Origin of the sequence: Inquilinus limosus DSM 16000 (genome assembly GCF_000423185.1) — a bacterium.
Lineage (GTDB): Bacteria > Pseudomonadota > Alphaproteobacteria > DSM-16000 > Inquilinaceae > Inquilinus > Inquilinus limosus.
Genome location: NZ_AUHM01000002.1, coordinates 554,082 through 567,148, shown reverse-complemented (window position 1 = coordinate 567,148; position 13,067 = coordinate 554,082). Strand labels below are relative to the sequence as shown.

The window sequence follows — 13,067 nt, the reverse complement described above, 5'->3', positions numbered from 1 at the left end:
GCGGGGGGCGGTGAGACGAAGGTGACGCGATGGTCCTGATCGGCTGCTTCCTGCCCTTCCTGCTGGCGCTCGCCGGCGCCGTGGCCGGCCATTGGCTCGGCAGCGGCAGCGTCGGGCTGTGGGGGATGGGCATCGGCTTCGTGGCCGGGCTGGTGCTGGCGGCGGCGGTCGGCGCGGTGGCGATGCGCGCCAAGGGCGATTAGGCGGACCGATCGACAGGAACTTACATTTCCCAATCGCTATTGAGGGAATCAGCGCGAACAACGGCGAGGACCGCCGTCATGGGTATCGGAACCATCCTGCTGATCATCCTGATCATCCTCCTGATCGGCGCCTTCCCGTCCTGGCCCTACAGCAGCGGCTGGGGCTACGGCCCGAGCGGGATTCTCGGGGTGATCGTCATCGTCCTCCTGATCCTGGTCCTGATGGGACGGATATAGCCTAGCCCGTCTCAGGTGCCGCGCGGCTTGGCCCGCGCGGTGGCCGGGGCGGCCAAGGGATCGTCGGGCCAGGGATGGCGGGGATAGCGGCCGCGCATGTCGCGGCGCACCTCGGCGTAGCTGCCGGCCCAGAAGCCGGCGAGGTCGCGCGTCACCTGCAGCGGCCGCCCGGCCGGCGACAGCAGGTGGATCGCGACCGGCACCCTGCCGTTGCCGACACGCGGCGTCTCGGCCTGGCCGAACATCTCCTGCAGCTTCACCGCCAGCACCGGCTGGGCCGGGTCGGCATAGTCGATCGCGGCGCGCCGGCCGCTCGGGATGGGGATCGCCGCCGGCGCCAGCGCGTCGAGCGCCCGCTGCCGCTCCCAGCCCAGCGCCGCCGCCAGGATCTGCGCCAGGTCCAGCCGGTCGAGATCGGCGCGGCGCCGCATCCCGGCCAGATGCGGCCCCAGCCAGTCCTCCAGCGTTTCCGTCAGCGCCGAATCCGACCAGTCGGGCCAGGCATCGCCCTCCAGCGCCCGGGCGAAGCCGACGCGCTGGCGCAGCGCCACGGCGGCGTCGCGCCAGGGCAGGGCGGCGAGGCCGAACCGCCGCACGCCCTCCAGCAGCGCCGCCGTCACCGCCGCGGGATTCGGGTTCGGCAGCGCCGCATCGGCCAGCACCAGTGCGCCCAGCCGGCGCTGGCGGCGGGCGGCGACGGTCTGTTCGGCGGCATCCCAGGCGACGCTGTCGACCATGGCGATGCGGTCGCCCAGCACGGCCTCCAGCGCCGCCTCGTCCAGCGGCGCCGCCGCCAGGATGCGGGCCTCGCGCCCGGCATCGTCGGTCTCGGCGACGGCGAGGTAGTCGGCGCCGGCCAGCGTGTCGCCCTCGCGCAGCGCGGCGCCGCGGCCATTGGCCAGCAGGAAGCTGCCGCGCCCGCCCGGCCGGCGCTTGGCCACGCGGTCGGGATAAGCCAGCGCCAGCAGGGCGCCGGCGTCCTCCGGCCCGCCGCCGGTACCGAGGTCGAAGCGCCGGGCGATGTCGCGCGCCGCCTCGCGCAGCCGGGCGACCGCCGGATCACCGCGGTCGCCACCCCTTGAATGACCCCGCAGCGCCTCGATCGACGCGCGCAGGTCAGTCTCGGAAGAAGGCCGGCGCCCCTCCAGGATCGCCGCCAGCTCCGCCGCCGCGCCGCCGACGCCTTCGGCCCTGGCGCGCAGCACCATATGGGCCAGGCGCGGATGCAGCGGCAGCCTCGCCATCGCCTTGCCATGCGCGGTCGGCCGAATCTGGAGTCCCTCGGCGGCGTCGATGGCGCCGAGATCGGCCAGGAGCGCACGGGCCTGGGCCAGGGCGGCGGCCGGCGGCGGGTCGAGCCAGGCCAGGTCATCGCCGCCCCAGAGCGCCAGCTCCAGCGCCAGCGGCGCCAGGTCGGCGACCAGGATCTCGGGCGGATCGAAGGGCGCCATCGCGCCCTCCCCGGCCCTGGCCCACAGGCGCCAGCACACCCCGGGCCCGGTGCGGCCGGCGCGGCCGCGGCGCTGGTCGGCGGCGGCGCGGGCGATGGTCACCGTCTCCAGCCGGCTCATGCCGGTGCGCGGGTCGAAGCGCGGCGCGCGGGCCAGGCCGCTGTCGATCACCACCCGCACGCCCTCGATGGTCAGGCTGGTCTCGGCGATGTTGGTCGCCAGCACCACCTTGCGGGTTCCGGCCGGCGCCGGGCGGATCGCCTGGTCCTGCGCCGCTGCCGGCAGGTCGCCGTAGAGCGGCGCCACGATGACCCCATCGCCCAGACCGGCCAGCTTCGCCTGCACCCGCCGGATCTCGCGCGCGCCGGGCAGGAACACCAGCAGGCTGCCGCTCTCCTCCGCCAGCGCGTCGCGCACCGCCCGCGCCACCGCATCCTCGATCGGCTCGGCGGCGCGGGGCGGGCGGTGATGCGTCTCCACCGGGAAGGCGCGGCCTTCGGAGGTGACGATCGGCGCGTCCCCCATCAGCCGCGCCACCGGCCCGCCGTCCAGCGTCGCCGACATCACCAGGAGGCGCAGGTCCTCGCGCAGCGCCGCCGTCTCCAACGCCAGGGCCAGGCCCAGATCGGCGTTCAGGCTGCGCTCGTGGAACTCGTCGAAGATCACGGCGCCGATGCCCTCCAGCGCCGGATCGTCCTGCAGCATCCGGGTCAGGATGCCCTCGGTCACCACCTCAATCCGGGTCTTCGGGCCGACCCTGCGGTCCATGCGGATGCGGTAGCCGACGGTGTCGCCGACCGTCTCGCCCAGCAGCGACGCCATGTGGCCGGCGGCGGCGCGGGCCGCGATCCGCCGCGGCTCCAGCATCACGACCTTGCCGCCGCCCAGCCAGGGCTGGCCCAGCAGCGCCAGCGGCACCCGGGTGGTCTTGCCGGCGCCGGGCGGCGCCTGCAGCACGGCGCGGCCGCGTTCGGCCAGGGCCGGCAGCAGATCCGGCAGCGCGGCGTCGATCGGGAGAGGGGGCAGGGTCACGGGGCGAAGGGCCAGACGATCGGGATCAGGAGGACGGAGACGACGATGATGACGGCGTCGAGCGGCAGGCCGACGCGCCAGAAATCCGACACCTCATAGCCGCCCGGCCCCATGATGAGGGTGTTGTTCTGGTGGCCGAACGGGGTCAGGAAGTCGCAGCTGGCGCCGATCGCGACGGCGATCAGGAACGGGTCGGGGCTGAGGCCCAGCTGCTGGGCGATGCCGATCACGATCGGCGCCATGATCACCACCGTCGCGGCGTTGTTCAGCATCGGGGTGACGGCCATGGTCGCGGCCAGCACCACGGCCAGGATCATGTGCGGCGGCAGGCCCCGGGTCACGGCGGCGATGCCGTCGGCCAGAAGCTGTGCCGTGCCCGTGGTCTCCAGCGCCCCGCCCACCGGGATCATGGCGCCGAGCAGCACCACGACCGGCCAGTCGATCGTGCTGTAGAGGTCGCGCAGCGGGATGGCGCGGCCGGCCAGCATGCCCATCACCGCCAGCGCGAAGGCGATGGTGGCCGGGACGGTGCCGGTCGCGGTGGCGACGATGGCGGCGACGAACAGGCCGAGCGGCAGCCACAGGTTGCGGCTGCGCAGGGTCAGCCGGCGCTGGGCCAGCGGCAGGCAGCCCAGCGCCTGCAGCGTGTCCGGCAGGGTGTCGGGATCACCCTGCAGCAGCAGCACGTCGCCGGCCTCGATGGCGACGTCGCGCAGCCGCTGCTTCACCGTATGGCCATGGCGCGACACGGCCAGGAGGTTGACCCCGTGGCGGCGGCGCAGGTCGAGATCGGCCGGGCTGGCGCCCCGGATCCAGGCATTGGTCGGCACCACCACCTCGGCGGTGACGAGATCGCGGAGGCCCCCGGTCTCCGGCGGGTGCTCGGCCGCCAGAACGATGTCGCCTTCGCCGAGGGCCTGCTCCAGCGCCTGGGTCTCGGCCTGGACCATCAGCAGGTCGCCGGGCTCCAGCCGCTCCAGCCGGATCAGCCCGGCGACGCGGCGCTTGCCGCGGAGGATGCCGAGCACGACGATGCGGCCCTTCTGCGCTTCCTCGAAGGCCATGACCGAACGCCCGGCCATCTTCGATTTGGCGGTGATCTCGACCTCGGTGGCGTAGCGGCTGATCTCGAAGCTCTCCTCCTCGGCCCGGCGGCCGCGCCGGCTGGTCGGGATCAGCCGCCAGCCCAGCAGCAGCATGTAGGCCAGGCCGGCGCCGGTCAGCGCCAGGCCGACGGGCGCGAAGTCGAACAGGTGGTACGGCTCGCCCAGCGCCTGCTCCCGGAAGGCGGAGATCAGCAGGTTCGGCGGCGTGCCGATCAGCGTGACGGTGCCGCCCAGGAGCGTGGCGAAGGACAGCGGCATCAGGATCGCGGAGGGCGAGTAGCCGGCGCTGCGCGCGCCCTGGATCGCCACCGGCAGCACCAGCGCCAGCGCCCCGACATTGTTCATGAAGGCCGAGATCAGGGCGCCGAAGCCGCACAGCACGGCCATCTGGGCGAAGCGGCCGCGGGCCACGCGCGCCAGCGCCGCGACCATCCGATCGACCGCGCCGGACAGGGCCAGGGCCCGGCCGATCACCAGCACCGCGGCCACGGTGATGACGGCGGGGTTGCCGAAGCCGGAGAAGGCGTCGTCGGCCTCGACCAGGCCCAGCAGCACGGCAGCGAGCAGCGCCCCGACCGCCACCAGGTCGAAGCGGATGCGGTTCCACACGAACAGGGCCAGGGCCACGGCCAGAAGCCCGATGATCGCGATCTGGTCCTGGGTCATCCGGGCTGTGGTCCGTTCCGGCGGCTTCGGGATTCCATCGACACCCCGACGCGCCGGATCGTGCCTGTCCTTCGCGGCGGGCGGCTATTCCTGCACCAGAAGGAACGACGGTTCCAAGACCGAATTGGTGCCGTCAGTAGCCGAGCGTCACCATCGAATAGATGTCGGTGCCCATCTCGACCGCGTTCAGCACCTGGCTGTTGCGCCGGCCCGAGAGGGTGCCGCGCACCACGATCGGCCGGCCCGGGGCCAGGCGGCTGCGGTCCGGGTCCATCGCCGCGGCGAAGGCCGGGGAGAAGCGGATCACCGTCTTGTCCTTCAGGATGACACCGTCGGGTCGGCCGGAGCCGTCCGACAGCACGAAGTCGATCAGGCCGCTCTTCTCGGTCAGCATCGGCCGGGCCGGGACATAGACGGCGGTCGCGGCGGGCGCCGAGACGATGCTGGTGGTCGGCGCCGGCGTCACCCGTGCCGGCGCCGCCGGCTGGGCGACGCGCGGGGGCGCGGCTTCGACCGTCACCGGCGGCGCGGCACCGACCACGCGCGGCGGAGCTGCGGCCGCCGGAGGCGGGGCCGTAACGGTCCGGGGCGGGGCATAGGCGGGGGCAGGCGCCGGCGCCGCGACGACGGGGGCCGGCGGCGCATAGGTCACGGTGGGCGGGGGTGGCGTCACCCGGGCGGGGGCGGCCGCGATCACCCGCGGCGCGGTATAGGCCGGCGCCGCCGGCTGCGGCTCGGGCAAGGGTTCGGTTTGGATCGGGGCGGGCCGCTGGGCGACGGCTCCCGGTTCGGTCGGATAGGCCCAGGGGGTGGTGTCGGTGCAGGCTGCCAGACCGACCGCGGCGACGGCCGCCGCCATCGCCTTGGACACGCTCTCTCTCATCTCGAACGCCCTCGCTGCTCACAGCCGCCGGTCGGTGCGGTGCCGGCTTCAATACGCAATTATGACTCTATTTCTCATAAACTGGTGTGAAACATTCGGATACCGAAAACGGCCACGACCGTGAGAGGAAGAAGGGCGCCATGCGCGGAACCGGCTTGCGCCCCGGGGATGCGGCGGGTAGAGGACGCGATCCCCGTCCATCCGCCCAGCCGTTTCCTGCCCTGGAGTCCCGATCATGTCCGACAGCGTCGAGAGCGTCCGCGCCCCGCACGACGATGCCGACAACCCGCTGAAGACGCCGCGGCTGGAGAAACTGCGGGCGCTGCGGGAGAAGCGGATCGACCCCTATCCCTATCACTACGAGAAGACGGCCGACGCCGCCGGGCTGCAGGCGCGCTATGCCGACCTGCCGGCGGAGGCGGAGAAGCCGGAGGACGTCGTCCGCATCGCCGGCCGCATCCGGGCCTACCGCAACAGCGGCATGTTCATCGACCTGCACGACGTCAGCGGCAAGATCCAGGTGTTCTGCCACAAGGACTATGCCGACCCGGAGACGCAGGAGCTGGTCGGGCTGCTCGACATCGGCGACCTGATCGGGGTCGAGGGCTTCATCCGCCGCACCAAGCGCGGCGAGCTGACGGTGAACGCGCAGCACGTCACCCTCCTGTCCAAGACGCTGCTGCCGCTGCCGGAGAAGTATCACGGCCTGACCGATGTCGAGGCGCGCTACCGCCAGCGCTATCTCGACCTGATCATGAGCGAGGAGAGCCGCGAGACCTTCCGCGCCCGCAGCCGGATCGTCAGCGACATCCGTCGCCTGCTGGAGGATCGCGGCTTCCTCGAGGTCGAGACGCCGATGCTGCACCCGATTCTGGGCGGCGCCTCGGCCCGGCCGTTCGTGACGCATCACAACACGCTCGACATGCAGCTGTATCTGCGCATCGCGCCGGAGCTGTACCTGAAGCGCCTCATCGTCGGCGGCGTGTCGGAGCGGGTGTTCGAGATCAACCGCAACTTCCGCAATGAGGGCATCTCGACCCGGCACAATCCGGAGTTCACGATGCTCGAGCTGTACCAGGCCTATGCCGACTACACCGACATGATGGCGCTGGCCGAGGACATCTTCGCGGCGGCGGCGAAGGCGGCGACCGGCAGCACCACGGTGACCTTCGGCGAGCACCAGATCGAGTTCGGCGGCCGCTACCGCCGCGCCTCGATGACCGATCTGGTGAAGGAGGCGACCGGCGTCGACTTCCTGGCGATCGAGGGCGCCGAGGCGGCGCGGGACGCGGCGCGCAAGCTGCAGCTCAAGGTCACCGGCAAGGAGAACTGGGGGCAGGTGGTGGAGCTGGTGTTCGGCGAGACGGTCGAGCACACGCTGATCCAGCCGACCCATGTCACCGACATGCCGAAGGAGATCTCGCCGCTGGCCAAGGCGCACCGCAGCGACCCGCGCCTGACCGAGCGGTTCGAGACCTATGCCAATGGCTGGGAGATCGCCAACGCCTTTTCCGAGCTCAGCGACCCGCAGGACCAGTACGAGCGCTTCGCCGCCCAGGTGGCGGCGCGCGAGGCCGGCGACGACGAGGCCCAGATGATGGACCGCGACTACGTCACCGCGCTGGAATACGGCCTGCCGCCGACCGGCGGCATGGGCATCGGCATCGACCGGCTGGTGATGCTGGTGACCAACTCCGCCTCGATTCGCGACGTCATCCTGTTCCCGACCCTGCGGCCGCGGAAGTAGGGGGAGCGCGTCACAAGCCGGGCTCGCCCAGCGGCGCTGTCCCCACTCCCCCTCACCCTCCCATTCGCTGTCGCGAATGGGCCCCTCCCTCTCCCCGAGGAGAGGGAAAGGATCTGCGGCCTCCAATACCTCTCCCCAGGGGAGAGGTCGAAATCGCGTCAGCGATTTCGGGTGAGGGGGCGGCTCCGACCCATCCATTGATCTGAGCGCCCGCCTCACCTGAAATCCCGGCTCTTCAGCGTCACGCGGTGGCCGCGGCCGGCGGCGGTGCGGGGGCGGCTCTGGGGCGCGGGGTCCAGCACCACCTGGTCGGTGCCGCGGGCGAGGACGGGAAGCTGGTCCGTCCAGTCGACGAAGCGCTCGGCCACGACGTGGATCACCATGTGCTCGCCCTCGCCCACCTTCTGCACCCGGCCCTCGCAGGCCAGGAGGCGCCCGGCATAGACGGCGCGGCGGTACTGCTCCGCCACATGCGACCAGACCACGATGTTGGCGGCGCCGCTCTCATCCTCGACGGTGACGAAGATGGTATCGTTGGCGGTCTGCGGCCGCTGCCGGAACAGCACGATGCCGGCGACGCGGATGCGGGCGCCGTCCCTTGTCTCGTCCTCGCGCAGGCTGCGGGCCGGGACGATGCCGAGCCTGGTGAGCGCCGGGCGCAGCAGCGCCAGCGGGTGCCGGGTCAGCGACAGGCCGGTGGCGGCGTAGTCCTCCAGCACCTCCAGCCCCGGCGGCAGAGGCGGCAGCTCGGCCTCCTGTTCCTCGAACAGTGCCAGCTGGGCCGGGCGGGCGGCGAAGAGCGGCAGGGCCTCGCCCTCCACCCCGGCCACCGCCCACAGCCCCTGCTGCCGGTCGAGCCCCATCGAGCCGAAGGCGGCGGCCTCGGCCAGCCGGTTCAGGGCGCGGGCGGAGACACCGGCGCGGCGGGCGAGGTCGGCCGGCGAGGCGTAGCCGGCGCCGCGCCGCTCGGCGATCCTTTTGCCCTCCTCCTCGTTCAGCCCCTTCACCAGGCGCAGGCCCAGGCGCACGGCGTGGTCGCGGCGGTCCGGCCCCAGCCCGGCGATCGGCTCCAGCGTGCAGTCCCAGTCGCTGTGGTTGACATCGACCGGACGGATCTCGACGCCGTGCTCGCGCGCGTCGCGCACCAGCTGGGCCGGGGCGTAGAAGCCCATGGGCTGGGAGTTGATCAGGGCGCAGCAGAACACGTCGGGGTAATGGTGCTTCACCCAGGCGCTCTCATAGACCAGGAGCGCGAAGGAGGCGGCATGCGCCTCGGGGAAGCCGTAGCTGCCGAAGCCCTTGATCTGGTTGAAGCAGCGTTCGGCGAAGTCGCGCTCATAGCCGTTGGCGACCATGCCCTCGACGAAGCGCTTCTCGTACCGGCCAATGGTGCCTTCGTTCTTGAAGGTGGCCATGGCCCGCCGCAGGCTGTCGGCTTCGGCCGGGCTGAATTTGGCGGCGACGATGGCCAGCTTCATGCCCTGTTCCTGGAACAGCGGCACGCCCTTGGTCTTCTCCAGCACCTCCCTGAGCTCCTCCTTCGGGTAGGTGATGGGCTCGAGGCCGTCGCGGCGGCGCAGATAGGGGTGCACCATGTCGCCCTGGATCGGTCCCGGCCGGACGATCGCGACCTCGATCACCAGGTCGTAATAGGTCTTCGGCTTCAGCCGCGGCAGCATCGACTGCTGGGCCCGGGATTCGACCTGGAACACGCCGATCGAATCGGCCCGGCCCAGCATGTCGAACACGGCCTCGTCGGTCGGCCGGCGGCCCAGCTTCGGCCGTTCGGGGAAGTCCTCCGGATAATGCGCGTGCAGCAGGTCGAAGCAACGCTTGAGCGCCGAGAGCATGCCGAGCGCCAGCACGTCGACCTTCAGCATGCCCAGCGCCTCGATGTCATCCTTGTCCCAGCAGATGACGGTGCGGTCCTCCATCGCCGCATTCTCGATCGGCACCAGCTCGTCCAGCCGCTTGCGGGCGAAGACGAAGCCGCCGGTGTGCTGGCTCAGATGCCGCGGGAAGCCCATCAGCTCGACCGCGAGCTCTAGCGTCAGGCGCAGCCTGGGATCGTCAGGGTCCAGCCCGGCCTCGCGCACCTGGCTTTCGTCCAGGCCGTTCATGCTCCAGCCCCAGACCGAGCCGGTCAGGGCGCTGACCATGTCCTCCGACAGGCCCATCGCCTTGCCGACGTCGCGCAGCGCGCCGCGGGTGCGGTAGCAGATCACGGTCGCGGTCAGGGCGGCGCGATCGCGGCTGAATTTCTCGTAGATGTGCTGGATCACCTCCTCGCGGCGCTCGTGCTCGAAATCGACGTCGATGTCGGGCGGTTCATGGCGCTCCTCGCTGATGAAGCGCTCGAACAGCAGGTTGACCTCTGTCGGATTCACCGCCGTGATCCCCAGGCAGTAGCAGACGGCGCTGTTGGCGGCGGAGCCGCGGCCCTGGTTCAGGATGCCTTTGCTGTTCGCGAAGGCGACGATGTCGGCCACGGTCAGGAAGAATGGCGCGTATTCGCGCCGGCCGATCAGGCCCAGCTCCCTTTCGATCTGGCTGCGCAGCTCGGCCGGCATGCCCTGCGGATACAGCCTGGCCGCCCCCTCCCAGGTCAGCCGTTCCAGACGGTCCTGCGGGGGTTCGCCATCCGGCGTGATCTCCTCGGGATACAGATACTTTTTGGACAGATCATCCAGGTCGAAGCGGCAGCGCTCGGCGATCTCGATCGTGCGTTCCAGCGCATAGGGATGGTCGCGGAACAGCCGCGCCATCTCGTCGGGCGTCTTCAGGTGACGCTCGGCATTGGCCTCCAGCCTCCAGCCGGCCTCGTCGATGGTGCAGTGCTCGCGGATGCAGGTCAGCGCGTCCTGCAGCCGCCGCCGCTGCGGCACGTGGTACAGAACGTCGTTGGTGGCGACCATCGGCGCCCTCGTGCGGAACGCCACCTCCCGCAGCGCCTCCAGCCGCCGGGCATCGTCGCCGCGATAACGGTGGCTCGCCGCCAGGAAGACCCGCCTGCCCATGTCCGAACGCAGCCGATCGAGATGCGCGACGAAGCCGTCGTCGATCCGGTCGGGCGGCAGTGCCACCAGGATCTGGCCGTCGCTGAACGGCAGCAGGTCGGCATGGTACAGAAGGCATTCGCCCTTCTTGGCCCGGAGGTTCCCCTGGGTCAGCAGCCGGCACAGCCGGCCATAGGCGTCGATATCGGTCGGGTAGCACAGCAGGCTCGGCGCATCGGCGAAGTCCAGCCGGCAGCCGACGATGTAGGGAATGCGGCAGGCCTTCTGCCGGTTCTGGTCGCGATTGGCGGCGACATGGCCGCGCACGATCCCGGCCAGGGTGTTGCGGTCGGTCACCGCGATGGCGGACAGGCCCAACAGGATCGCCGTCTCCACCAGCTCCGCCGGATGCGACCCGCCGCGCAGGAAGGAGAAGTTGGTGGTGACCTGCAATTCGGCGTAATCGACCATCAGTCGAACATCCCGTGCAGGTACCAGCGTGCGGTTTCGCCTTCGCCCTCGCGGTACAGCCCGGCGCGGTAGACCCAGAAGCGGCGGCCGGCTTCGTCCTCCACCCGGTAATAGTCGCGGATCATGTCCGGCTCGGCCCGGTCCTGCGGCCGCGCCTGGCGCCACCATTCATAGGCGATGCGCTCCGGCCCGTCGGCGCGGCGCACCCGGTGGGTCTTGCCGGCCCATTGGAAGCTGGTCGGCGGGTCGTCCGGGATCTGGGCGATCGCCTTGATCGGCTCCGGCCGGCGCAGCAGGCGCAAGGGCCGTACCCAGCCGGCGGGCCAGGCCTTGCCCTCGGCCAAGTCCAGCGGCGGGCGGGCGGCGACGCAGCGCTCGGGCAGGTGGCTCTCGACCGCGGCCGGGCGCCAGATCCGGTCGAAGCCGATGCGGTTGCCGACGATGTCGACGAAACCCGCGAGATCGCCGATCCCGCCGCCCTCGCCCTCCAGCTTGCTCAGCCCGGCCTGGCGTCCCGAAACCGGCGCCACCCGGTCGGCGCGCAAGGTCGCCACCTCGACGCCGAAGCCGGGATCGACCCGGTCCAGCCGGTCGGCCAGCATGCGCCCGACCCGCGCCGGGTCGCGCACCGGCAGGGCGGTGCGGATGGCGATGGTCGGGCAGCGGCCGTCGACCCGGTGGAAGGCGGCGGCGAACTGCGCCGCGCCCATCATCCGCGCCTCCAGCCGGCCGCAGAGATCGGCGGCCAGCGCGGCGATGGCGCGCTGCAGGTCCTCGGGCGTGCCGATCGGCTCCGGGAAGGCCAGGCGGGCGAACCAGGGCGTCGGCGGCCGGCGGAAGCCGACCGTCTCCTCCGCCCGGCCCAGCGCCTGGTCCAGCCGCAGCAGCGGCCCGGCGCCGAAGCGGCGGGCCAGGCCGGCCCGCGGCGCCGCCAGCAGCTCGCCGATCCGGGTCAGGCCGATCCGTTGCAGCGCCGCGACCTCCTCCTCGCCCAGCCGCAGCGCCGCGACGGGCAGCGGGGCCAGGGCCTCGCGCTCGGCGCCGTCGGGCCGGATCCGCCGGTCGGACCGGTCGTGATGCGCCAGCGCCCAGGCGGCGCCGAAGCTGCCGGCGATGGCGAGGCGGCAAGGCAGGCCGCGCCGCTCCAGCCGACCCGCCAGGTCGGCGGCCAAGCCGTCCTCGCCGCCCCAGAGATGGGCACAGCCGGTGATGTCGAGCCACAGCCCGTCCGGCGGGCAGGGCGCCACGGCGGGGCTGTAACGGCCGGCCCAGCGGGCCAGCCGGGCCAGCGCCTTCGCGTCGGCGGCATGGTCGGCCGGAACCAGGGCCAGCGCCGGCAGGATGGCGCGGGCGTCGGTCGCCTTCTGCCCCGGCCGGATGCCGGCGGTCCAGCCACGGTCGTCGACGGCGACCACCTGGCGCCGCTGCTCGACGGTCTCGACGATCGCGACCGGCTCAGCCGGCCAGGCGTCGGAGGGTGTCGACAGTCTCAGTCGCGTGATCGGCCAGTTCGGCAACCACAGCGAGACGATCCGTCCCATCCTCGGTCTCCACGATCCAGCGGCCGGGCAGGCCGCCGCGGCTGTGCAGCAGGGCCAGCTCCCACCGCGCCGGCCCGACCCAGGCGGCGGTGCCGCCGCTCGGCGCCGGGGCCACGGCCCAGCGCGTCACCGCGGCGCTGGCAACGGTGCGGCCTGCCCGCGGCGCGGCCGGCTGGCGCTGCAGCAGGAAGGCGGTGGTGCCGTGCGCTTCGCAGGCCAGCTGCAGCCGCCGCTCGGCCAGCAGCTCGGCCCGTGCCGCTTCGGCCAGCACGGCGCCGAAGCCTTCGGTGCGCAGCGCCTCCTCCGCCACCGCCAGCACGCCCTTCTCGTCGCGCGGCCGCACCAGGATCAGCCGGTCCGGCGCCAGACCCAGCGCGGCCAGGGCCGGCGGGTACAAGTCGTCGGCCGCGGTGCACCACAGCACCGGCCCGCGCCGCTGCAGCCGGGCCAGGATGCGGGCGGCGAAGCCGGTGGCCGCGGCCCCGGCCGGGTCGCCGCCGGCGCCGGCGATGCGGTGCAGCCGGCCGAGCGCCAGCCCGCCGCGCGGCAGGCGGTCATCGATCGGCGGCAAAGCGAGCGGCAGGACTCCCGGATCCCCGACGGCGGATCCGGTCCGGTTCAGGCGCTCGCGCAGGGCGGCGAGGGCAGACATGGCGGGGCATGGTTGTTCCGTATTTGTTCTAATATGAATCCACCATGCCGCCGCAGAGTCAAGCCGCCCTGGCTTCCGCGCG

At 72.4% G+C, this 13,067-nt stretch carries 9 protein-coding genes; 3 read left to right on the top strand and 6 right to left on the bottom strand.

Annotated features, from left to right (window positions below):
* Positions 1-29: 29 nt before the first annotated feature.
* Together G537_RS43565 and G537_RS42880 are read left to right on the top strand one after the other, a co-directional pair.
* Positions 30-203, top strand: coding sequence for a hypothetical protein (locus tag G537_RS43565; RefSeq protein WP_155888528.1), 174 nt, complete (start codon positions 30-32; stop codon positions 201-203).
* A 78-nt stretch (positions 204-281) separates the two neighbouring features.
* A complete protein-coding gene (locus G537_RS42880) occupies positions 282-440 on the top strand; it encodes a DUF3309 family protein (protein ID WP_034850741.1) in 159 nt (52 codons plus the stop codon).
* An 11-nt stretch (positions 441-451) separates the two neighbouring features.
* On the opposite strand, the gene hrpB is transcribed toward G537_RS42880, so the two are convergent.
* The 3 genes from hrpB to G537_RS44655 all read right to left on the bottom strand — a co-directional run bounded on the left by hrpB (position 452) and on the right by G537_RS44655 (position 5,578).
* On the bottom strand, positions 452-2,923 hold the full coding sequence (hrpB, locus tag G537_RS0106660; protein WP_034850738.1) for an ATP-dependent helicase HrpB: 2,472 nt from the start codon (positions 2,921-2,923) through the stop codon (positions 452-454).
* Entirely contained in the window at positions 2,920-4,695 is a 1,776-nt protein-coding gene (locus G537_RS0106655; protein ID WP_026869436.1) for an SLC13 family permease, read from the bottom strand. The genes hrpB and G537_RS0106655 overlap by 4 nt, the downstream gene beginning before the upstream one ends.
* Positions 4,696-4,828: 133 nt before the next feature.
* Positions 4,829-5,578 (bottom strand): hypothetical protein, encoded by a 750-nt coding sequence (locus G537_RS44655; RefSeq protein ID WP_026869435.1) that lies wholly within the window; start codon positions 5,576-5,578, stop codon positions 4,829-4,831.
* A gap of 235 nt (positions 5,579-5,813) precedes the next feature.
* Here G537_RS44655 and lysS point away from each other — a divergent pair, with 235 nt between their 5' ends.
* On the top strand, positions 5,814-7,325 hold the full coding sequence (gene lysS / locus G537_RS36780) for a lysine--tRNA ligase (protein WP_081688628.1): 1,512 nt from the start codon (positions 5,814-5,816) through the stop codon (positions 7,323-7,325).
* A 215-nt stretch (positions 7,326-7,540) separates the two neighbouring features.
* On the opposite strand, the gene G537_RS0106640 is transcribed toward lysS, so the two are convergent.
* From G537_RS0106640 to G537_RS36775, 3 genes are read right to left on the bottom strand one after another with little or no spacing between them, the layout of a single operon-like run.
* Complete coding sequence (locus G537_RS0106640) at positions 7,541-10,792, bottom strand: error-prone DNA polymerase (RefSeq protein WP_026869434.1); 3,252 nt, start codon at positions 10,790-10,792, stop codon at positions 7,541-7,543.
* Positions 10,792-12,333, bottom strand: coding sequence for a Y-family DNA polymerase (locus G537_RS0106635; RefSeq protein WP_081688627.1), 1,542 nt, complete (start codon positions 12,331-12,333; stop codon positions 10,792-10,794). Before G537_RS0106635 ends, G537_RS0106640 begins: the two co-directional genes overlap by 1 nt.
* Positions 12,248-12,985 (bottom strand): ImuA family protein, encoded by a 738-nt coding sequence (locus G537_RS36775; protein WP_051248029.1) that lies wholly within the window; start codon positions 12,983-12,985, stop codon positions 12,248-12,250. The genes G537_RS0106635 and G537_RS36775 overlap by 86 nt, the downstream gene beginning before the upstream one ends.
* Positions 12,986-13,067 lie beyond the last annotated feature (82 nt).